This is a genomic window from Ruegeria sp. J8 (genome assembly GCF_056531925.1).
Genome location: NZ_JBQFMR010000002.1, coordinates 424,208 through 443,728, shown reverse-complemented (window position 1 = coordinate 443,728; position 19,521 = coordinate 424,208). Strand labels below are relative to the sequence as shown.

Here is a 19,521-nt window from a genome sequence, read left to right as displayed (position 1 = left end):
GTCGATTTTACGCGCCCCAGATGGCGGTCACGATGGTCGGTGCAGCTGCGATGCCTGCAATCGCAACAAGCACCCAAAGAGCTTGGCGGAAATCCAGAATGCCAAACAGCCAGGAGAGAAACACGCCGATCAAAGCCAAGGTGCCGATGACTATGCCCAAGGGGCCGGTGATCGTGTCGACGATGCCCTGCAAAAGGTTCTGCACCGGCGAGAGGTCGATGCTCTGCGCAAAGGCGGGGTTGGCAATCATCAAGCTGGCCAGGGCCAGCGACAGGATCGTGCGGAATTGTATGTGCATCAGGAGGCTCCAGTCAGTCGATCACGCACGGCCATGACGCGGCGCACGTGATTTTGGGTTTCTCGGTAGGGAGGAATGCCGCCATAGCGCGTGACCGCGTCAGGCCCCGCGTTGTAGGCAGCGAGCGCCAGTTCCGGCGTGCCGAACTGCGCCAACATCATTAGAAGGTAGCGGGCGGATCCATCGAGGTTGGCCTGCCAGTCATTCGGATCAACGCCGAGCTGCGCGGCCGTCGCGGGCATCAACTGACCGAGGCCGATCGCGCCTGCCGAGCTGCGCGCAGTTGGTCGATAGGCGCTTTCGATCTCGATATTGGCTTGGAAGAGGGCCTGCCATTCCGTCACCGACAGACCCACGCGACGCAACGCCGGGTGCCCGCCATAGCGATGCGCGGTGCTTTCAAGTGCTGCGAGGATTTCGGGGCGGGGAACTGCGCGGGCAGGTGCAGATGAAGTCGCTTCAGGTTCAGGCGCTGTGAAAACGATCAGCTCTGGCGGGTTTGCACCAATCCCGTCGACATAGGTTTGGGCAAAACCTGATTGGGGTGTTTTGGTCTCCAGCTGGCCATCGGCCCGCATAGAAAGCACGAAGCCTTCAGAATTGGCGGGGGCAGCAATGCATGCTGCGAGGACGGCAAGTAGCTTAGCCCGCGTCGTCCAGCTTGTGTGAGGCGACTTTGCCTTCGAGCATCGGGATCGAGACGATCGAAACACCAAGGCCCGCAAGGAAGCTGGATAAGCCGTTGATTGTCTTGAACTCTCGGGCAGCCATGTTGTTGCGCGCTGTAACGAGCAGGCGACGCGTCTCGCCATCAGGCGAGACGCAATGCACGGTCCAAACTCCGGACCACTGAGCACCTGTACGTTTGGGCGTAACCCGGCACACAACATCCGCCGAATGACCCTCGGCAAGTAGTGTGCGCAGCCCGTCTTCACTGACAACATTGGGGGCGTCTTGCATCAAATTCATAGGATCGAGCCTTGCAGAATTGTGCATTGGCCCGGCAGTCCCTCATGGACTACCGAACCAATACAATATTATAATCTTGCAATCAATGGGTGCAATTTGAGTTATTGCGCCCTTCATGCGTTGAAACAAATTTACTGCAACGGAGTGGCTGAGCCAAGATAATATGGCGCTTTTGAAACAAACATGGGCGGTTATGGTCGTTCTGAGCTGGGGTACTGCCGCGATCGCGAGCAGTTGCCTGCCGCCTGCGCCGCCCTGGATGCCTACTGATCCCGATGACGTGCGGGCTTATGCGGACCTGCTGAGGCGCGATGCGGAGACGTATTTTACCGATGTCGAGCGGTACTTCCGTTGCCTAGATCAGCAGAGGCGAGCGGTCTTCGAACAAGCGCGCGTGGTCAGTGGAGACTATGCGCGCGTTCTGGAGTTCCTGGACGACATGAGGAAATGATAGCCGTCCTCACGTGGAGAAAGCTGCCGTTCAATAAAGCTGCCGCGAAGGTCGCCAACGGGACTTTCCCGCGTTTCGCTGCAAGTGCTCAACCGACGCTGCACCAGCAAGGTGGATTTAAAAGAAGGGCGGAAAGCGGAATTTTGTTGCAATAGCGAACCGGTTCAAGGAATTCCTTGAAAGCCGACATTTAGCCAATTCTGCAACCGAAAAAAACTCGACGCCGGCGCAAGTCGGATCGGAGCCAAAGGCATCAATCACCTGGTGCATGTTTTGAAATCAGACCTAGAAGCAAACATGAGCCAGTTGGGCGTTGAGAAACTGGATCGGCTTGCACACCATCTTTTGTCTGACGGCTGACCTGACCGTGTGAAGACCGGCGGCACGGGCGCGTTATTCTGCGCTTTGACAACACAAACCATTCACAACCAGATCAGCTGTTGATTGCGAACAGGCCATGGGCAGATCGTAAACAGTCGCCAGACGTGTCAGCGCCTTGACATCGACGTCATGCGGCATCGGGGACAGTGGGTCGACAAAAAAGATAAGCGCATCAAGTTTTTCTTCGCAGATTAACGCGCCGATTTGCTGATCACCACCAAGTGGCCCGCTTTTTAGGCAGGTGACATCCAGTTTTGGGTAGGCATCGCTTATCCGTCCGCCGGTTGTTCCGGTTGATACAATGCGCACGTCTGAGAATTGGTTCTGGTGACGTCCCACCCAAGCGACGAGTTCATCTTTCCTTGCATCATGTGCTACCAGCGCAAAACGCAGTCCATTACCGGATGAATTGTTCAACGTAGTCTTCTCCAAGCCCGACTTCCGCAAAGTGCTTCCGGCAGAGATCGATCTTGGTAAAGACATCCTCGTATCCAGTGACCTTGCCCCACGGATCGACGTAGCACATTACTCCATTGACCTGGAAATAGGTAACCATCTCTTCGACATCATCAGGAACAACAAGCGTGTGTGTTTCCCCCGGAGGTTCATAGACATAGCCACCCTCCTCGGCGACCCATTCGTGCTCCAGATAGTGCCAACGTCCTTTCAGGACAAAACCATGAACAGGCTGCGGGTGACGGTGGCGTGAAAGCACTCCGGCTTTTTTTACTTTCAGAAGGTTCATCCAATAGCCCTGTGACCGGTTCAGACAGAGCGGCCGAAACCAGACGTTCTCTGCTTGTGGCACCCAAAGCCTGTCATCCCCGCTCATTGCGTTGGGAATTACGATTTCATCCTGCGCGTCTTTCGGGAACGGCAATTGATAGGGCATCCGGGATGTATCTTCGGTCATATCTTCTTCCTCACATTGCGAGATAGCCACCGTCGACCGGGTAGATCGATCCGGTGACAAAGCTGGCATGTTCACTCAAAAGCCATTGCACCAGTGCGCCGACTTCTTCTGGTTTTCCCCACCGTTTCATCGGTGTTCGGGCCATAATCCCCGCTGTCCGTTCCGGGTCATCGCGCAGACCTTGGGTCATTTCCGTCTCAATCCATCCGGGCGCGATGGCATTTACTCTGACCCCGTCGTCTGCCCACTTGCCAGCCAGCGCCTTGGTCAACTGAGCAACACCGCCCTTTGAGGCGGAGTATGCCGGCACCAGAGGTCCACCAAACGTACTGAGCATTGAGGCCGTGTTGACAATGGCTCCGCGCGTTTCAGCCAACAATGGATGAGCAGCGAGGCAACAGCGCATGGTGCCCGTCAGGTTCACATCAAGGACTTTGGAAAAGACATCAATGTCGTATTCATCACCACGCACAAGAATGCCCGCACAATTCACTAGTGCGTCCAAACGCGACAGGCCACCAAAAACTTCCTGTACAGATGTCTGTTCAGTAACATCCAGAAGCCGGACAGTTATCCCATCCTGAGGCTCAAAACTATCAAGCTCGGATTGGGACACTGATGCCGCAATGACGGACCAACCCGCCTCGGCCAGCGACCGTGCAACTCCTCCGCCAATTCCCCGAGTACCGCCCGTGACGAGGGCTTGTTTCAACTCAATTCCTCCAATGCATCGACAAAAGCGCGCGCGCGTTTGGCGACATCATCCAATGAATAGGCTGGTTTGAACAGGGCAGATCCAAGTCCAAATCCATCTACACCAACGGCGTGATACGGGGCCATCGTATCCGGCGTAATCCCTCCAACTGCTGCCACAATAGCATCCTTGGGCAAAACGGCGCGCATGGCGGCGATGGCCGCCGGAGGCACCAATTCAGCTGGAAAGAACTTGAGGACCGATGCACCAAGGTCCAAAGCTGCAAAGGCTTCGGATGGGGTCATGACACCCGGACACCAATACAATCCGCGAGCTATCGCTGCGCGCCCGACATCCGGGTTCATATTTGGCGACACGATGATCCGGCCACCCGCATCTGCGACGGCGTCGACCTGCTCGACCGTCAAAACGGTGCCCGCACCGACAATGGCCGTCTGCCCGTGGCGTTGAGCAATCGACTCGATTGATGTGAGCGGATCCGGTGAGTTCAATGGAACCTCGATAATCCGAAAGCTCTCCGCGACGAGTATGTCCGCAACGGCCAGCGCGTTTTTCGTTTCAAGACCCCTTAAAATCGCTATTAGTGCATTTTGTGAAAGAGCCTCTGAGAGATCAATCATCCTACCAACCCCGCTGCCTGGGCGATCAGAAAATGACCCTTGGCTACGATGTCATCTGGCGCATGTCTGCTTTCGAAACCTGCGGTTTCGAGTGCAATTTCATATCGCTCCGACAGATCGCTGCGCCCAACAACAGTGATCGTGCCAACCTCCTCCAGATCATGGGTGGCGGCCGCGACTTCGGTCCCAATCAGCAGACCTGACATGTAGTCGGCCGTGGCAATATTGGGAATTTTGCCCATCAGAGGAAGCGTTCGAACGTGAAACAGGCTGTGAAGCAAGTTAGCCTCCCCGGCCAGACCCGCCTCGACACCCTTTATGAATGCTTCTTTACTGAAAACATCATCCTTCATCAGGGTGCCAAGGATCGTATGGCCCTTGAGCGCGGCAAAGATCTCTCCGGTCATATAAGTCGAGAAATCCAAAATTTTTTCGTCTGCCACCTGAACCCACTTGCTATGCGTGCCGGGCATCACGAAAATACCTTCGCTCAGCCCCAGAGAAGAAGCTCCGATGATCTGAGTCTCCTCTCCACGCATAACATCAGGTCCACCGGCGTGCTCCGTTGCCGCGCCTGTCACAAAATGTATGCGTGCACCGTTTGTAGCCTCGTGCGAAACCAAAGACCGGGCCAGACCGCGCGCGCCAAGTGGCATTTCAGCGTAGCTCGTTTCAACCCAGCCATTTCGGCTGGTGATCATGCCAGAAGCAAGGATCGGAAGATCCGTTTTGGCGGCCCAGGGGCGGATGAGACGGTCCAGAACCGCCTCAAAAGTCTGACCATCAACTTTCATGATGCCTTCAGACGACGAAACGCCGTCAATCACCTCACCTTCCGCGCTAATGAGAAAAGCGCGGAGTGATGACGTGCCCCAATCAACGCCGATCAGAGCCGGCTCAGATGCGACCGAATTCATTCAGCAGATCCTCAACCGTTTTGCCCTGTGCAACCCATTCGCGGGTTTTCTCTTCACGATCCGCCTGCTCCTGAGCAAGGCGCACGGTTTCTTCCGCAATTTCCTGTGGGATCACCACGACACCCATAAGATCGGCGACGATGAAATCGCCTGGGTTTACGACGACTCCACCACACGCGATTGGCACGTTGATCGAAAGCTCGTCTTTGCGTTCAGAAAACATCGTGTGCGTCCCGCGCGGTGTAATCGCCTTGGTCCAGATCGGCCAGTTGATGTCTTCCAACTCGTCCGTGTCCCTCCCGGTGCCATCGACGATCATGCCGCGAATGCCACGGTTCTTAGCCAATCCACCCATCAGACCGCCGCAAACCGACGTTTGTTGATCTCCGCCAGCATCCACAACAATCACGTCGCCAGACTGAGCCATCTCAAGCGCCTTCAAAGGATCGACCAAATCGCCTTTTGAAAGCTGAACAGTCACAGCCTGACCTGTCACTTTGGCGCGGAATGCGGGCTTGATGGCGCTATCCATTACACCGGTGCGGTATTGCACATCGGCAAAGATGGCAGCGGCGGAATAGGCTTCCAATACCTTGTCGAATTTCTTCAACAAGTCCGAGTTACGTTCAAAATCGTTATAGACCCTCAGATCTGTGCTCACGTCAGGCATTTTTGTCTCCTGCTATGCGGTTGCGACAGCCAACGCTTCAGCGTTGACGGTGTAGTCTGGTTTTTGCCCTGTCAGAACTTTGGCCACCTGCGTGGCTGCGGTGACCCGCGCGGCGTGAATGGACTCCTCGGAGTAATAGGCCGCGTGAGGTGTCACGAGGACATTGGACAATGTGAACAGCGGGTTATCATCCGGGGTCCAGTTGGCGCGTTTGGCGGGTTCCTCTTCGGGATCGTCAAGTCCAGCCGCTGCCAAATGCCCCTTAGTCAGTGCCCGGAACAGCGCTTTGTTGTCGACGGTTGGCCCGCGCCCCGTGTTTACGAGGATCGCGCCCGGCTTCATGGCTGCAAATTCGGCATCCGACAGAAAGTGATGCGTTTCCGGCGTCATGGGCGCCTGCATCAGGATGTAGTCCGAGCGCGCCAGCAATTCCTGCTTGTCAACCAGCTCCACGCCGAACTTCGCGGCGACTTCTGCCGGAAGAAAAGGATCATACGCAATAACCTGGACCCCGAAGGATTGCGCCCTCGCAACGATGGCTTGTCCAATCTTACCCAGTGAGACGACACCTAACGTGCGACCACGCAGCCGGTAAACCGGCTGTCCACTTTGCCATTGCCAGATCCCTGCATGTGTGGCCCGATCGTAGTCGGGCAATTTGCGCGCCAGGGTCAGCCAAAGCGCAATCGCGTGATCAGCGACCTCTTCCGTACAATAGTTTTGGACATTCGTAACAAGAATGCCTTTGTCGGTCGCTGTCGCGACATCCACAATGTCCACACCCACTCCGTACCGTGCGATAACCTCGCATTTCTGCATCCGCGCGATCGTTTCCTTCCCGATCCGTGCATACTGATTGATCATCGCAGCGCAGTGCGGCGCGACATCAAAAAGATCTTCCTGACGCTTCGCCTGAAGCGCAATCACCTCGGCGCCAGCAGCTTCAAGGATCTCCGTCTCGACCTTGAGGTCTCCAAAGTCGTAATCGGTGATCACGACCTTGGGCTTGTCCGTACGGGGGGTAAAGTTGGTGCTATCAGTCATAGGCACCCGCCGAATATGTCAGTTCGTATGAATGGCTGTAGAGCTCGAAGATGTTGCCAAACGGGTCTTCCATATAGACCATGCGATAGGGCTTCTCGCCGGGGTAATACTTGCGCACCTGCTGCATACGCTGCTTGCCGCCCAGTTCTTCGATGACCTTGACGCGACCTTCCAGGTCTTCATCCTGAACACAGAAATGGAACAGACCGCGGCGCCAGTATTCGAACGGACGCTCTTCATCGATGGTCTTGGGGAATTCGAACAACTCGATTCCAACGCCATCGCCCATTGACAAGTGGGCAATGCGGAACTTGCCCCAGCCTTCGCCAAAGACGTCGTCGCACATCTGACCGATAGCGCTTTCGTCATGCAGGATTTCGGTCGGCTCCATCAGCACGTAGAGGCCAAATGCCTTGGAATAAAATTCCACGGCCTTTTCAAGGTCTGGTACAGTGATGCCGATATGAGAGAATGTAAGGGCGGCCATGACGGACTCCTCTTTCTTGTTGTTAAAGAATGTTGCGAACGATGCCGCCTTCGATCCGGTGCGCGGCGCCGTTTGAGGCTGTGCTTGCCGAAATCGTTACAATCATGCGGGCGACTTCGTCTGGTTGGACGAACCGTTGGATCAGCGATGTTGGCTCGTCTGCTTTGAAGTAGTTGTCGACAATCAAGTCGAGCGGTTCGCCTTTTTGATCGGCTAACCCGTCAAAATAGGCTTCAACTCCTTCGGTCCACGTTGGACCGGGCAGGATCGAGTTGACCCGCACCTTTGTGCCTTTTGTCAGCTCTGCCATACCACGGGTCAGACCTAACATGGCAGTTTTGGTAACAGAATAATGCACCATCTGAGGCAGCGGTTTTACCGCGGCTTCGCTGGCCATGTTGATGATGGACCCCTCGCCTCGCTTCAGCATAGTTGGAAGCAAGATCCGGCTCATCCGCACGGCGGACAAAACGTTGATATTGAAGTAATGCATCCAGTCGTCATCGGTCAGATCCTCAAACGGTTTGACCGAGAAGATGCCGACGTTGTTGACCAGAACATCAACCTCACCGCGCGCTTGGGCAAAGCTTGCCAGCGTCGCGGCATCAGCGGTTTTTGTCAGGTCGGCCGCAATGCCCTCAACTTCACCCAAGTTCGATAGGTCGTCGACACATGCAGATACCTCGGCTTCGGTTAAGCCATGCGCGATAACCCGCGCGCCTTCTTCGAGGTAAACTCTGGCAGTGGCCTTACCGATGCCAGAGCCGGAACCGGTCACAAGGACAAGTTTATCTTTGAGCCCAAGGTCCATTTCAGGCCTCCTTTTTTAGACTTGATGTTTGCTGAGCGGGCGACCGGCCAAACACGCGTCCCATTAGGGCCGAAATTTCAGCGCGCCACATATCGATGCCAACGGCCAACAGGATGATCAGACCCAGTACGATATTCTGAACCGAGGACGGCGCTGCGTTCAGGTTCAAGCCGTTTTGAACAATCACGATGGTCATCGCCCCCATGAGCGTGGCGAGGATATTACCGCGTCCACCTGCAAGGCTCGCCCCGCCAACCACAGCGGCGGCAATGGCCTGAAGTTCAAGCGTCTGGCCATAATTGGGCGACCCGGAATTCAGGCGCGCCGACATGAGGATCGCGCCGACGGCTGTCATGAAACCGGCGATGGCAAATGTCGTTGCCTGAACTTTGCGTACATTGATACCTGTCAGAACGGCAGCCGCGGGATTGCCACCAACTGCGTAAATCTCGCGGCCCAATTTGGTAAAGTTCATCGTAAACGCGGCGAGTGCGTAAAAGAATACCAGGTAAAAGAACGGTAGCGGAATGCCGAGCAATTTACCGTAAAAGATCGGCTCCAGCGCCGGGTCGAGCGAAAAGATGGGTGATCCATTGTTGAATGTGAGCGCCAGTCCCCGGAACGCGATCAAGGCCGCGAGTGTGGTGATGAACGACGGGATGCGCCCATAGGCGGTTATCAACCCTATGAAGAGCCCGAGCAAACCACCGGCGAACAGAATAAGTGGCAATGCCAAAACCAGCGGAATGCCAATAAACTTCAGCATTTGAGCCAGGATCATCGTCAACAAGGCCACCATCGACCCCGAGCTAAGATCAATGCCCGCAGCGAAAATCACGATGGTAGACCCGATCGCAATCAACGCCACAATGCTCACTTGCAAGGACAGGTTCGACAGGTTGCCGGGATTCAGGAACCGTTCTGTCGTAAGCGCCACGATCAGGGCGACGATCACCAAAGCGGCGAATGGCCCGATCAGCTGAGTATCAAAGATCCGCTTCATGCGAACGCCTCCTTAGGCTTGGAATGGGGAATATCGGCGGATGCGCGAACGAGGTCGTCATGGGTAAGGTCAGATGCCTTGACCGTGCGTGCGATCGTGCCGTGATGAACAACTGCAATCCGGTCGCTCATGGCCAACAGCTCGTCGTGGTCCGAACTGATCAGGATAATGGACTTGCCAGCACGGGTCAGTTTGTTGATCAGCTTGTAGACCGCGATCTTCGCGCCGATATCGATCCCCTGCGTGGGTTCATCAAGGATCAATATGTCTGAATCCGAAAACAGCCATCGTGCGATCACGATCTTCTGCTGGTTGCCACCAGACAGAAAATTTACCGTCTTTTCCTCGGCTTGGGTCGAGATTTCAAGGTCGCGGATCAGGTCGTGGGTGGCCTTTTCTTCGGCCTTCAAATTCAGAACGCCAAACCGGGCCAACCCACCAAGGGACGCGGCCGTGACATTCCCGCTCGCGCGAAAATTAAAGAACAAACCATCGAATTTGCGATTTTCGGGAACCAGGGCAATCCCTGCTCGGATGGCGTCGATTTCTCTGCGCAAGCGAACCGGATTGCCATTCAGTTTAATCTGACCGCTCGTCAGGTGATCCGTCCCGAACAAGGCGCGAGCAATCTCCGTGCGACCGCTGCCCAACACGCCTCCGAAACCCAACACTTCCCCTCGGTGCAGTGAAAACGAAACATCTTTGACACCGGAAGTCGTTGCGAGTTCGCAAGCCTCGAGCACAACTTCGTCTCTTGCGTTGTGCTCCTTGGGGTAATGTTCGCCGATGTCTTCCCCAACCATTGCACTGACAATCTCGGAGACATTGATCTTTGTTTCGCCGCTTGCCCGCACAACGCAACCACCGCGCAGGATGGTCACTTCATCAACGATCCGTTCAACCTCATCCAGCCGATGTGACACGTAAAGAATCGCTGTGCCGCGCTCGCGCATGTTGCGCAAAAGCTGGTGCAGGCGGTCGATCTCATCCTCGCCAAGAGCAGCTGTCGGCTCATCAAGGATGATCATACGAGCATCCATTGCGATGGCCTTTGCGATCTCTACCAATTGCTGTTCGCCAACCGACAGCGTTCCAGTGATCGTTTCGGGCGCGACATCGACATCCATCTCGGCCAGAACCCGCGCAGCCTCATTGTTAACCTTGGCCCAATCGATCACACCGAGACGGGATCGGGGCATGTTGCCAAGGAAGATATTTTCGCCAACCGATAGAGTCGGAACGATGGAAAATTCCTGAAATACGGTTGCAACACCCAGATCGCGCGCCACTTGGGGATCGCTGATTGTTACAGGTTGGCCGTTATGAAGGATCTGTCCGCTGTCGGGTTGTTGCACGCCGGACAGAGTCTTGATCATTGTGGACTTGCCGCAGCCGTTTTCTCCCAGCAATCCGTGGATCGACCCCGGCATCAGCCGGATGTTGACCTTGTCGTTTGCCAGAACACCAGGATAGGCCTTGGTGATATCGACAAACTCCCATAGGGGCGTTTCGGGTGTCATCGGTAAGTCCTCGAAGATCAGTCGAAAGTGCCCCCGGCAGCACCCCGAAAGGCGCCGCCGGAAAGCAGGGAGAGGTTCTTAGTACTCTTTGGATGGTTGCGGGAAGAGCTTTTCAGGCTCTTGCAGTACAGCGATCGCACCGTCTTTGTCTTCGATTGACGTAGGCGTTTCAATCCAGCCACCGGGATAGGACCCGTTCAGCGCATCAAGGGTCGCATGCATGGCCGCCTTGCCCATCAGGAATGGAGAGGTGTTAACGGTTGCCGTGATGTTGCCGGCTGCGATTTCTTCGAGTCCGGACGTGTCGCCATCGTTGCCCAAAAGAACGATGTCGCTACGGCCAAGTGCTTTTGCAGCAAAGGATGCGCCAATGATCATGTAATCATTTGCGGCAAAGATCATGTCCAGATCAGGGTTCGACTGCAGGATATCCATGCCGGCAGTGTTGCCACCTTCGACGTTCCACTTTCCATCGATCGAGACCACGACTTCAAAGTTGTCGTTCCCTTCGATTCCGTCAAGAAAGCCCCCAACACGCTCGGTCGAGTGATATCCTGGCTGTCCTTCGATGATGCCGACTTTCAAGGGTTGATCACCGTAGTTCTCGATTGCCCAGTCAGCAATGGCATGGGTGCCGTTGCGTTGGGAATATCCAACCACACCGTGGATCGGTGTAGGGAAGTTTGGGATGTCGGAATTGATCATCAGAACCGCCATACCTTTGTCGACAGCCTGTTTCAGCAAAGGTGCTGCGGCAAACTCATCATGAGTACCAAAAATGATTGCGTCCACATCCTGTGTCAGCACGTCCTGAATCATGCCCATTTGGCCGTTGATGTCCGCACCGGACTGAGGCGCAAGCATGAAGACGTCGACTCCGGCTTCCGCCGCGACGGCTTTGATACCCTCACCGATGGCAATGTAGTAATTAAACTCGGTTGCGGGCGGCATGTATGCAATCCGGAACGTATCGTTCTTGGGCGCAATCGCATCGATCGGTGCCTGCGCCCCATCCTGAAGCGGTACAGGGTTCGGGTAGTTCTCTGCCATCGCGACCGCTGCCATCGTGGCAAACCCCGCAGCAAGCGTTGTGGTCATGAGCGTTTTCAACATTGTTTTCTCCTCCAGAAAATTGTTTGTTAACCGTTGAATGGCGCGTCGATCACACCATGGACGCCGGGCTTCACGGCAAAGAGACCGCCGGATTCCGGTTCTTTTTCTAATTCTGCTTCGTTGCTCATCAGCCGCGAAGTTGTGATGAAAAGCGTGTCTAAATTGGGTCCCCCGAAGGCGCAGCAGGTAGGCTTCCAAACGGGCACCTCGATCACGCGATCAATTACGCCGTTCGGCGCAACGCGAACTACGCGATGGCCTTCCCATTCAGCGTTCCAGACACCGCCTTTGGCATCGACGCAGGACCCATCTGGTAAGCCGGGCTCGTTCTTGAAAGAACCGTGCGATCGCCGGTTCGAAACGGATCCGCTGTTGATATCATAGTCAAACGCGACGATTTCGCGATCCGGAGTATCTGCAAAGAACATCGTGGCGCCATCTGGTGTGAAACAAGTCGAGTTGGCGCAAGAAACGGCCTCGATGATTGTGCGTACACTCAAATCCGTGTCGACGCAGATGACCGACGAGTCAGCCGTGCCGGACAATTCGTTCATGCCCCCAACAATTAGCCGCCCTTGCCGATCCGTCCGACCGTCGTTCAGTCGTGTCTCCGGGTTGTGCGGCTCGAATTTCGCCACGAGGGTTTCTTTATTCAAGGTCGAATCGAACAAAGCGACCCGATCGGCAAATGCGACAATCAGCCCGCCTGAGGCTCGAGGAGCAAAGCAACATACGCGCTCCGGCATCTTATGGGACGAGGTTTTTGACGTTACCGGATCAAAAGACCAAAGCGCACAGCCCTCGATATCAGTCCACCAAACCAGGCCATCGGCAGGGTTCCAAAAGATCCCCTCTCCGTGCTGATTCTTGCAATCGGCCACCAATTCAGCGCGCAATTTATTGCCTCCACGTCAATAACTGATATCTGATATACCAGGTTGTCTTATCTGGTGTATCAGATATCTTGATTCTGGCAACACCTTTTTTTGGAGAGATCTCTAGATGGCGCTTGAGAGACCTAAAACACTGCGTGAACTGGCCCTGGAACATTTGCGTAACAGCATCATCGATGGCTCCCTGAAAATGGGGCAGGTTTTGTCTGAGCGGAAAATCTCTGAAGAACTGGGCGTATCGAAGTCGCCAGTTCGCGAGGCGCTAGCTCAATTGCGTGATGAAGGATTGGTCAGCATCGAACCTCAAAAAGGTGCACGCGTTTTTTCTCTGTCCGAACCTGAAGTCGCCCAGATATGCGACTTCAGGCAAGCCATTGAAACGGCCGCTTTTGAACTTGCTTTGGCACGCAATGCGAAAGGATTGGCCGGAGAAATGCAACGGGTTGTAAAAGACATGGAACGCGAACGCGGACGAGGGAATGAAAGGGGCTATCTTTCGCTCGATACCGCGTTTCATCAGTTAATTTTCGAACATGCCGGCAACGACTATCTCTCTGCCAGCTATACGCGGTACGTGGGAAAAATTGCGGCTCTGCGAACCCATTTGGCCAAACTACCCCAACATACCGAACTGTCATTTGATGAGCATAAAAAGATAGCCGCTGCTGTTCTGGGAGGCGATATGGAGAAAATAAGATTCCTGCTCGCCGAACATATCGATCGCTCACGTCAGGCCTACAAAAGCGCCTCCATAGTCCTCGAAAGTGCGGTTTCCAAATAAGGTAAATTCGGAATCATGTGTACCGGGGCGCGCCAAAGCGGCGCGCCCATTTCTTGTCGTGCGCTGACAGCAATTCATCATTTTCAATTGACATCTGAGATATCAGATGCCAATTGAAAAGCAGGAGGAGTTATGGATGGCGCAGAATGCGGAACAGGGCGAATCGGAGACTCGGTCTCTGATCCAACTGGAAAGAGTTGGCAAAAGCTTCGGATCTAACAAAGTATTGGACGGGGTCGACTTTGAACTGAGACCCGGTGAGGTGCACGCACTTTGCGGTGAAAACGGTGCTGGGAAGTCTACCTGCCTCGGCCTGTTTTACGGGTTACACCAACCGACCGCAGGAAGGATTCTTTGCGATGGCGAAGAACAAAGAATCGAAAGCCCTTCGCACGCTCAATCTCTTGGCATTGGGTGCGTCTTCCAGGAGCTCAGTCTAGCAGGTGCGCTGTCGGTAGCAGAAAATATTTATGCCGGTCGCGCCCCCACAAAAATGGGAGTAGTCGATTGGCCCGAACTGCGTCGCCGTGCCGAGGCGTTGCTTTCGGAATTCGGACTGGACATTGATGTCTCGTTGCCGGTGGACAGCCTGCCAATAAGTTCGCGCCAAGTTGTTGAAATTGCAAAAGCGTTGTCGTTGAATTCGCGCGTCTTGTTATTGGATGAGCCAACGTCCGCATTGGCGCCCGACGAAGTGGACGCCCTGTTTGAAGTGCTTCGGTCACTGACCCAAAAAGGGATTGGCATTGTATATGTCAGTCACCACATGTCCGAGATTTTCCGGATCTCGGATCGCATCACCGTTCTGCGGGACGGACTTCAAATCAGCACCCTGCCTGTGTCGCAAACTTCACAGGAACAAGTCGTTGCCGAGATGATTGGCGGCGCGCATCCAGGCGATGTTAATCGTTCGGGTCAGGTCAACGGCGACGAAGTCTTGCGAGTCAACAACCTTACACATCACGGCGATTTTGAAGATATCTCATTCTCGATCAAGGCAGGAGAGATCGTTGGAATGGCAGGGCTGATGGGCGCCCGCCGCAGCGAAATTGTTCGCTCCATCGCCGGGCTGATGCACGGCGCAACCGGCGAGATCGCGCTTCATGGCAAGCCCGTCAGGTTTAAATCCCTGCGGCAAGCGATGCGTGCCGGAGTCGGCTTTGTCCCGGAAGAGCGCAAGACTGAGGGCCTCTTTCTTGAACAAACGCTCAGCGACAATCTCATTGCAGCCAGCCTTGATGAGCACACATCCGCAGGTATCATGCGCGTTGGATCCATCAAGGCAGCAAGCCTTGCGGCCATTGACGCATTCAGCGTCAAGACCAGCGGAATCTCTGAATTTGTCGGAGATCTATCTGGTGGGAACCAGCAAAAAATCATGTTGGCCAAATGGCTTAAACGTTCGCCGGGACTTCTGATCATCGAGGAACCCACTAAGGGCGTCGATGTTGGGGCCAAATTCCAGATTCACACTGAACTCTTGCGCTGCGCAGCCGAAGGCATGGCTATCCTCGTCGTGTCATCCGACTTTCCGGAACTTGTTTCGCTCTCGACTCGCATTCTTGTCGTCCACGAAGGCCGGCTCATGGGCGACGTGGCGGCAGCCGAAGCAACCGAGGACACGCTCCTTCAATTGGCTGCGGGAAATTCAAATTCGCCCGCAGTGACACCGCAACCCAATCAATCAGGAGTCGCGACGTGACCATGACTGCTCAAGCCAATTTGCCTACAAAACGGCCTCTTCTGCGCCGAGTCCTTCAGGCCTTTGTCGATATACGAGAGCTGACACTTATTGTTTTGATCGCGGCCATCATCATCGTGATGTCCAACGTCAACCCATACTTCCTCAGCTTCTCAAACTTCCGGGCCGTCGCAGTGGGCATGGCGCCCACCGCAATTATCGTGATCGGTATGGCCATTCTGCTCGCATCGGGCGGGTTCGACCTTTCCGTCGGATCGGTTATGGCTCTTTCTTCGACTGTAGTGGCCATGTTGCTGTTGACAGGAATGCCAATACCGCTCGCCGTGGTTTGCGGCCTTGTTCTGGGTGGCGTTGTCGGCGTGGTGAACGGGGTCTTGGTGACCGGCCTTGGGATCAACCCGTTGATCGCAACCCTTGGCACGATGTCAATCGCGCGCGGCATCGCACTTGTTCTGACCGAAGGCTTCTCTGTATCCAGCTTGCCTGCCTCCTTCGCCTGGATTGGCAAAGCCGATATCGGTGGATTGCCCGTCATCGTCCTGTTTACTGTTCTGCTGGTCATTCTGTTCGATTTGGCGGTTCGTCATACGCGTTTTTTCCGGCAAGTCTATTTCATCGGCGCTAACGAAAAAGCGGCGATGCTGTCAGGCATACATGTCACGCGCGTGCGCATCATCCTTTACGCTTTAACCGGAGTTCTGGCCGCATTGGCTGGCGTACTGCTCGCTTCTCGCCTGATGAGCGGGACCCCGACTGCGGGCAATGGTATCGAACTTCAAGTTCTGGCAGCGGCGGTCATCGGTGGAGCATCATTGCGCGGCGGTGAAGGCACGATCCTGGGCGCATTTCTCGGCGTCGTATTCGTCGCCCTGATCAACAACACCATGACCATGCTGGCAGTGTCTATCTACTGGCAGATGATTGTTATCGGCGGTGTGCTCGTGACAGCGGTTGCGCTGGACATGCTGATCCGAAGCAAGCGGGGGTGAACCCGCCCAACCAAAATTCAGTTTCAATCAACGATCCAAGACAGGGAGATCACTATGACTGACTTAAAAGTAAACCGGCGCAAGCTTCTGACAGCAGGGACCACAGCTGGATTGGCGGCTGCATTTGGCCTGCCCATGCTGTCCAAAGAGGCGATGGCGCAGGCAGCAGGCAAGGAATATGTCTTCCTGTCGATCGTGACGCAGGTTCCATTCTGGGTAGATTACCGCAATGCTATGAAGGACCTTGAAGAACTGATGGGGATCAAGGCGACTTTCACCGGTCCTCTGGATTTCGACACGGCTGCACAGGCGCGTCAACTTGACGAGCTTATCGCACGCCGTCCTGCTGGCATCCTCATCTTCCCAGGTGACCCGGCAACCCTCGCGCCCGGCGTCGAGCGCGCGGTTGAAGCCGGTATTCCGGTAACGTGCTGTATCGGAGATATCCCTGATAGCCCTCGGTCTACTTTTCTTGGCATTAACGGTGTACAAGCCGGACGCGTGGGTGGGGAAATGCTGGCCCAGGCCATTGGTGGCAAGGGCAAAGTAGTCCTCGGCACTTTCCCTGCTCCTTCTACATTGGAGCGGGTTGAAGGCTACAAACAGATCTTCGCCGAAAAGTATCCAGAGATCGAAGTCGTTGATGTGGTCAATGACAAGGCTGATCCCTCTTACGCTCCAACCGCCTATCTGCAGGCAATTCAGGCCAACCCTGATATCGTCGGCATTGGCGGCACCGATGGCGATAGCGGCAAGGGCGCGGCAATCGCGGTTAACGAAGCGGGCCGCAAGGACATCAAGATCGTCGCGATGGACCGCAACGACGACATGTTGCCCTACATCGAGGACGGCACAATCCACGGCGCGGTGGCTCAGAAGTCATATTTGGAAATCTTCCTCGCCTTCCACATGATGCATTGGCAAAACACAGATGCTCTGAAAGTCTTGCCGGATTGGAAGGCCGCTGGGATCAACCCGCTGCCAGAACGCGTAGAAACCGGTGTGATGCCGATCACGGCTGACAATGTCGCGCAGTTCAAGCATATATAAAGAATTTGCCCGGCGCGTTTTCGCGCGCCGGGCATCCATGGGAGGGGTCTCACATGTCTTTCAGGTGGCGTGTCCAAAACCTTGAGCGGGACAAACTGCGGCTGACCCTTCTTCCCGGAATCGGCGGGCGCTTGTGGGACATAAATTTCCGGGGAAAATCGCTCCTGTTCCAAAACCCCGACCTCGATGGGCTGCCGTTTGAAGACATTCAGCCCTCAGACTTGCCGACACGTTCTCCGCAATTTGGTTTTCCACTTTGGGGTGGGGAAAAGACGTGGATCGCGCCAGATACATCCTGGGCCAACGGGGCCCCTTTTTCGGCGCTCGACAGCGGGCCTTATCAAGTCCGCTCAAAAAGCGACACTCATATTAAATTGGTTAGCACCATCTGTCCGATCTCGAATCTGTCAGTGTCCCGCCGGATTACTTTGAGCTCCAACGACCGTTGGTCGATTGAGCATAGCGTCACCAATCACGGAACCCACCCGCGACCGACCGGGATCTGGTCGGTCATGATGCTTGATACACCCGCAAAAATCGGCGTCGATACAGGCGCGGCGCAGGCGAGCACTGTGTTTGGCAATCCCGACGAAATGGTCACTTCGGATCAAACGTGCGTTGTCAGTGATTGCTCTCGGCTGCAAGAGTTCAAGGTTGGGTTGCCAAATCCAGACGGCAATTCATTGATCCGATGCGGCGAGAATGGCCCGTGGATTGGTTGTTCAGTGACGCCGCCTCAAAAGAGTGACCAATATGCTCATCAACATCCGTTCGAAGTCTTCAATTCTGGCGATTACGCTTATTGCGAAGCTGAGTGGCATTCTCCGCTGTGCAACCTGGGGTCCGGTGAAACAATGAGCTTCAAACAAGCATTTCGCGTCTGGACAAATGATGAAGTCTTCAACGCGCAAAAAAAACAATCAGAAAACAAGGAACTCTTGTCATGCATGTCCTGATCACAGGCGCGGGCGGACATCTCGGTCGCAAACTATTCGACGCGCTTGAGAGCGAACCCGGCTATACGGTTTCTGGCATCGACATTCGAACGGTCGACCACCCCGACATTCACACAGCAGACCTTTCAGGCGACAGCAGCAGTTGGGTGAGCCTGTTGGACGGCGTCAACGTGATCGTGCATCTGGCCGGCGACAGAGAACCTGCTGCTACATGGCCCTCGGCCATTAAACACAACATGGACGCAACGCTCACGCTTTATCACCATGCGGCAGCGATGGGCGTTGGCCGTGTGGTTCTTGCCAGTTCTAATTGGGTGCATGGTGACAAGCGCTTTACGCAAGATGCTCTCAACAGCGCGACACCTCCTGGACCGGTGAACGCCTACGGCATGTCAAAGCTGTTCTGTGAACGTACCGGTGCGTATTTTGCCGAGCATCATGGGCTGTCTGTTATCTGTCTGCGCATCGGCTGGACGCAATGGACGCACGACAATCAGCCAGGCCCACACATGGCGATGGGCCGTTGGGGCCAGGAAATGTGGCTAAGCGATCGGGATTTTCTCAGCGGCGTTAAGGCCGCGATCGATGCAAAGGACGTGTCTTTTGCGGCCCTAAATTTGATGTCGGACAACCCGGGCATGCGTTGGGATATTTCTGAAACACAGCGCGTGATCGGCTATTCCCCACAAGACGGAAGTCCCGCAAAAATTAACGCCGTCATTGCCACTAAGTCTGCTCTAACGCGGTTTTTTTCAACTCGGCTTCCAAACCTTTTCGCAACTTACTTTCCGGAGTGGTGACGAAGCGAGCAGTCATTGTGTAATTCAGGCATCGAGAAAGTACTGTGATCACCCATTGGCAAAGGTGCTGTATGTTCGCACTTCCTGCGCTTGGTGTTTTTCGCTGCAGTAGCCGAAGGAAATATTCGGCCGTGCTTACTCATTGGCCAAGGGCAGATTTGTCCAGATAGTTTTGCATCACTCGACGCGATAAATTTCGCGCCCAAATTTTGGAACACCCCCCCTCCAATCTAGCACTCCAAAAACACCTTTTGAAAAAGAGGGGCTTGGCGGAAAGATTTTCTCCCAATTTGACCTTTTCGGTTCGGAAGCGGAGTTTTTTCAACACTATCTCCGCGTTGTGACCGCTCGTATGGTTTCAAATTATGCGACAACAGCAAATGTCCGGTATGCGCGCTGCAAGCCCGGCATTGAGGAGGGTCGGCCAACTACAGAAAC

23 protein-coding genes are annotated in these 19,521 nt (G+C 54.9%); 7 read left to right on the top strand and 16 right to left on the bottom strand.

What is annotated here, in order from left to right; genetic code table 11:
• Window positions 1–7: 7 nt before the first annotated feature.
• The 3 genes from ACR0L1_RS05765 to ACR0L1_RS05755 all read right to left on the bottom strand — a co-directional run bounded on the left by ACR0L1_RS05765 (window position 8) and on the right by ACR0L1_RS05755 (window position 1,267).
• A complete protein-coding gene (locus ACR0L1_RS05765) occupies window positions 8–298 on the bottom strand; it encodes a TrbC/VirB2 family type IV secretion system protein (RefSeq protein WP_025060020.1) in 291 nt (96 codons plus the stop codon).
• Window positions 298–876 (bottom strand): lytic transglycosylase domain-containing protein, encoded by a 579-nt coding sequence (locus ACR0L1_RS05760; RefSeq protein ID WP_171727648.1) that lies wholly within the window; start codon window positions 874–876, stop codon window positions 298–300. The genes ACR0L1_RS05765 and ACR0L1_RS05760 overlap by 1 nt, the downstream gene beginning before the upstream one ends.
• 64 nt (window positions 877–940) lie before the next feature.
• Window positions 941–1,267 carry a hypothetical protein gene (locus tag ACR0L1_RS05755; RefSeq protein WP_170415557.1) on the bottom strand — a complete coding sequence of 109 codons (327 nt, stop codon included), beginning with the start codon at window positions 1,265–1,267 and terminating at the stop codon, window positions 941–943.
• A gap of 163 nt (window positions 1,268–1,430) precedes the next feature.
• Between ACR0L1_RS05755 and ACR0L1_RS05750 the strand changes: the two genes are divergently transcribed.
• Window positions 1,431–1,718: a hypothetical protein gene (locus tag ACR0L1_RS05750; RefSeq protein WP_253282777.1), complete on the top strand. Its 288-nt coding sequence runs from the start codon at window positions 1,431–1,433 to the stop codon at window positions 1,716–1,718.
• Between the two features lie 393 nt (window positions 1,719–2,111).
• On the opposite strand, the gene ACR0L1_RS05745 is transcribed toward ACR0L1_RS05750, so the two are convergent.
• The 13 genes from ACR0L1_RS05745 to ACR0L1_RS05685 form a co-directional block, all read right to left on the bottom strand.
• Window positions 2,112–2,516, bottom strand: a complete 405-nt coding sequence (locus tag ACR0L1_RS05745; protein WP_480857594.1) for a methylglyoxal synthase — start codon at window positions 2,514–2,516, stop codon at window positions 2,112–2,114.
• The gene (locus ACR0L1_RS05740) at window positions 2,497–3,012 is read right to left on the bottom strand and encodes a 2,4'-dihydroxyacetophenone dioxygenase family protein (protein WP_171727588.1); all 516 of its coding nucleotides are present in this window, start codon (window positions 3,010–3,012) and stop codon (window positions 2,497–2,499) included. The genes ACR0L1_RS05745 and ACR0L1_RS05740 overlap by 20 nt, the downstream gene beginning before the upstream one ends.
• A gap of 10 nt (window positions 3,013–3,022) precedes the next feature.
• Window positions 3,023–3,724 carry an SDR family NAD(P)-dependent oxidoreductase gene (locus tag ACR0L1_RS05735; protein ID WP_171727587.1) on the bottom strand — a complete coding sequence of 234 codons (702 nt, stop codon included), beginning with the start codon at window positions 3,722–3,724 and terminating at the stop codon, window positions 3,023–3,025.
• Window positions 3,721–4,347, bottom strand: a complete 627-nt coding sequence (locus tag ACR0L1_RS05730) for a 2-dehydro-3-deoxy-6-phosphogalactonate aldolase (RefSeq protein WP_171727586.1) — start codon at window positions 4,345–4,347, stop codon at window positions 3,721–3,723. Before ACR0L1_RS05730 ends, ACR0L1_RS05735 begins: the two co-directional genes overlap by 4 nt.
• The gene (locus ACR0L1_RS05725) at window positions 4,344–5,264 is read right to left on the bottom strand and encodes a 2-dehydro-3-deoxygalactonokinase (protein ID WP_171727585.1); all 921 of its coding nucleotides are present in this window, start codon (window positions 5,262–5,264) and stop codon (window positions 4,344–4,346) included. The genes ACR0L1_RS05730 and ACR0L1_RS05725 overlap by 4 nt, the downstream gene beginning before the upstream one ends.
• Window positions 5,245–5,934: an RraA family protein gene (locus tag ACR0L1_RS05720; protein WP_171727584.1), complete on the bottom strand. Its 690-nt coding sequence runs from the start codon at window positions 5,932–5,934 to the stop codon at window positions 5,245–5,247. The genes ACR0L1_RS05725 and ACR0L1_RS05720 overlap by 20 nt, the downstream gene beginning before the upstream one ends.
• A 12-nt stretch (window positions 5,935–5,946) precedes the next feature.
• Window positions 5,947–6,978: a C-terminal binding protein gene (locus tag ACR0L1_RS05715; RefSeq protein WP_171727583.1), complete on the bottom strand. Its 1,032-nt coding sequence runs from the start codon at window positions 6,976–6,978 to the stop codon at window positions 5,947–5,949.
• Window positions 6,971–7,465 carry a lactoylglutathione lyase family protein gene (locus tag ACR0L1_RS05710; protein WP_171727582.1) on the bottom strand — a complete coding sequence of 165 codons (495 nt, stop codon included), beginning with the start codon at window positions 7,463–7,465 and terminating at the stop codon, window positions 6,971–6,973. The genes ACR0L1_RS05715 and ACR0L1_RS05710 overlap by 8 nt, the downstream gene beginning before the upstream one ends.
• 22 nt (window positions 7,466–7,487) lie before the next feature.
• Entirely contained in the window at window positions 7,488–8,276 is a 789-nt protein-coding gene (locus ACR0L1_RS05705; RefSeq protein ID WP_171727581.1) for an SDR family NAD(P)-dependent oxidoreductase, read from the bottom strand.
• Between the two features lies 1 nt (window position 8,277).
• Window positions 8,278–9,279 carry an ABC transporter permease gene (locus tag ACR0L1_RS05700; RefSeq protein WP_171727580.1) on the bottom strand — a complete coding sequence of 334 codons (1,002 nt, stop codon included), beginning with the start codon at window positions 9,277–9,279 and terminating at the stop codon, window positions 8,278–8,280.
• Complete coding sequence (locus ACR0L1_RS05695; protein WP_171727579.1) at window positions 9,276–10,799, bottom strand: sugar ABC transporter ATP-binding protein; 1,524 nt, start codon at window positions 10,797–10,799, stop codon at window positions 9,276–9,278. Before ACR0L1_RS05695 ends, ACR0L1_RS05700 begins: the two co-directional genes overlap by 4 nt.
• A 78-nt stretch (window positions 10,800–10,877) precedes the next feature.
• Window positions 10,878–11,912, bottom strand: coding sequence for a sugar ABC transporter substrate-binding protein (locus tag ACR0L1_RS05690; RefSeq protein WP_171727578.1), 1,035 nt, complete (start codon window positions 11,910–11,912; stop codon window positions 10,878–10,880).
• A 26-nt stretch (window positions 11,913–11,938) separates the two neighbouring features.
• Complete coding sequence (locus ACR0L1_RS05685) at window positions 11,939–12,793, bottom strand: SMP-30/gluconolactonase/LRE family protein (RefSeq protein WP_480857824.1); 855 nt, start codon at window positions 12,791–12,793, stop codon at window positions 11,939–11,941.
• 121 nt (window positions 12,794–12,914) lie between these two features.
• Here ACR0L1_RS05685 and ACR0L1_RS05680 point away from each other — a divergent pair, with 121 nt between their 5' ends.
• The 6 genes from ACR0L1_RS05680 (at window position 12,915) to ACR0L1_RS05655 (ending at window position 19,083) form a co-directional block, all read left to right on the top strand.
• A complete protein-coding gene (locus ACR0L1_RS05680; RefSeq protein ID WP_171727576.1) occupies window positions 12,915–13,586 on the top strand; it encodes a GntR family transcriptional regulator in 672 nt (223 codons plus the stop codon).
• A 106-nt stretch (window positions 13,587–13,692) separates the two neighbouring features.
• On the top strand, window positions 13,693–15,288 hold the full coding sequence (locus ACR0L1_RS05675) for a sugar ABC transporter ATP-binding protein (protein WP_480857589.1): 1,596 nt from the start codon (window positions 13,693–13,695) through the stop codon (window positions 15,286–15,288).
• Between the two features lie 2 nt (window positions 15,289–15,290).
• The gene (locus ACR0L1_RS05670; RefSeq protein ID WP_216599034.1) at window positions 15,291–16,277 is read left to right on the top strand and encodes an ABC transporter permease; all 987 of its coding nucleotides are present in this window, start codon (window positions 15,291–15,293) and stop codon (window positions 16,275–16,277) included.
• 54 nt (window positions 16,278–16,331) lie between these two features.
• Window positions 16,332–17,327, top strand: coding sequence for a substrate-binding domain-containing protein (locus ACR0L1_RS05665; RefSeq protein WP_171727573.1), 996 nt, complete (start codon window positions 16,332–16,334; stop codon window positions 17,325–17,327).
• 53 nt (window positions 17,328–17,380) lie between these two features.
• Window positions 17,381–18,283, top strand: a complete 903-nt coding sequence (locus tag ACR0L1_RS05660; protein ID WP_171727572.1) for an aldose epimerase family protein — start codon at window positions 17,381–17,383, stop codon at window positions 18,281–18,283.
• Window positions 18,271–19,083 carry an NAD-dependent epimerase/dehydratase family protein gene (locus ACR0L1_RS05655; RefSeq protein ID WP_171727571.1) on the top strand — a complete coding sequence of 271 codons (813 nt, stop codon included), beginning with the start codon at window positions 18,271–18,273 and terminating at the stop codon, window positions 19,081–19,083. Before ACR0L1_RS05660 ends, ACR0L1_RS05655 begins: the two co-directional genes overlap by 13 nt.
• Window positions 19,084–19,521 lie beyond the last annotated feature (438 nt).

Excerpts from the sequence above, each read along its gene's own strand:
- ACR0L1_RS05765 (WP_025060020.1), bottom strand. The coding sequence starts at position 298 with ATGCACATACAATTCCGCACGATCCTGTCGCTGGCCCTGGCCAGCTTG.
- ACR0L1_RS05655 (WP_171727571.1), top strand. The coding sequence starts at position 18,271 with ATGCATGTCCTGATCACAGGCGCGGGCGGACATCTCGGTCGCAAACTA.
- ACR0L1_RS05695 (WP_171727579.1), bottom strand. The coding sequence starts at position 10,799 with ATGACACCCGAAACGCCCCTATGGGAGTTTGTCGATATCACCAAGGCC.
- ACR0L1_RS05670 (WP_216599034.1), top strand. The coding sequence starts at position 15,291 with ATGACTGCTCAAGCCAATTTGCCTACAAAACGGCCTCTTCTGCGCCGA.
- ACR0L1_RS05665 (WP_171727573.1), top strand. The coding sequence starts at position 16,332 with ATGACTGACTTAAAAGTAAACCGGCGCAAGCTTCTGACAGCAGGGACC.
- ACR0L1_RS05680 (WP_171727576.1), top strand. The coding sequence starts at position 12,915 with ATGGCGCTTGAGAGACCTAAAACACTGCGTGAACTGGCCCTGGAACAT.
- ACR0L1_RS05675 (WP_480857589.1), top strand. The coding sequence starts at position 13,693 with ATGCCAATTGAAAAGCAGGAGGAGTTATGGATGGCGCAGAATGCGGAA.
- ACR0L1_RS05715 (WP_171727583.1), bottom strand. The coding sequence starts at position 6,978 with ATGACTGATAGCACCAACTTTACCCCCCGTACGGACAAGCCCAAGGTC.
- ACR0L1_RS05725 (WP_171727585.1), bottom strand. The coding sequence starts at position 5,264 with ATGAATTCGGTCGCATCTGAGCCGGCTCTGATCGGCGTTGATTGGGGC.
- ACR0L1_RS05740 (WP_171727588.1), bottom strand. The coding sequence starts at position 3,012 with ATGACCGAAGATACATCCCGGATGCCCTATCAATTGCCGTTCCCGAAA.
- ACR0L1_RS05710 (WP_171727582.1), bottom strand. The coding sequence starts at position 7,465 with ATGGCCGCCCTTACATTCTCTCATATCGGCATCACTGTACCAGACCTT.
- ACR0L1_RS05750 (WP_253282777.1), top strand. The coding sequence starts at position 1,431 with ATGGCGCTTTTGAAACAAACATGGGCGGTTATGGTCGTTCTGAGCTGG.
- ACR0L1_RS05700 (WP_171727580.1), bottom strand. The coding sequence starts at position 9,279 with ATGAAGCGGATCTTTGATACTCAGCTGATCGGGCCATTCGCCGCTTTG.
- ACR0L1_RS05690 (WP_171727578.1), bottom strand. The coding sequence starts at position 11,912 with ATGTTGAAAACGCTCATGACCACAACGCTTGCTGCGGGGTTTGCCACG.
- ACR0L1_RS05730 (WP_171727586.1), bottom strand. The coding sequence starts at position 4,347 with ATGATTGATCTCTCAGAGGCTCTTTCACAAAATGCACTAATAGCGATT.
- ACR0L1_RS05755 (WP_170415557.1), bottom strand. The coding sequence starts at position 1,267 with ATGAATTTGATGCAAGACGCCCCCAATGTTGTCAGTGAAGACGGGCTG.
- ACR0L1_RS05705 (WP_171727581.1), bottom strand. The coding sequence starts at position 8,276 with ATGGACCTTGGGCTCAAAGATAAACTTGTCCTTGTGACCGGTTCCGGC.
- ACR0L1_RS05720 (WP_171727584.1), bottom strand. The coding sequence starts at position 5,934 with ATGCCTGACGTGAGCACAGATCTGAGGGTCTATAACGATTTTGAACGT.
- ACR0L1_RS05760 (WP_171727648.1), bottom strand. The coding sequence starts at position 876 with ATGCGGGCCGATGGCCAGCTGGAGACCAAAACACCCCAATCAGGTTTT.
- ACR0L1_RS05660 (WP_171727572.1), top strand. The coding sequence starts at position 17,381 with ATGTCTTTCAGGTGGCGTGTCCAAAACCTTGAGCGGGACAAACTGCGG.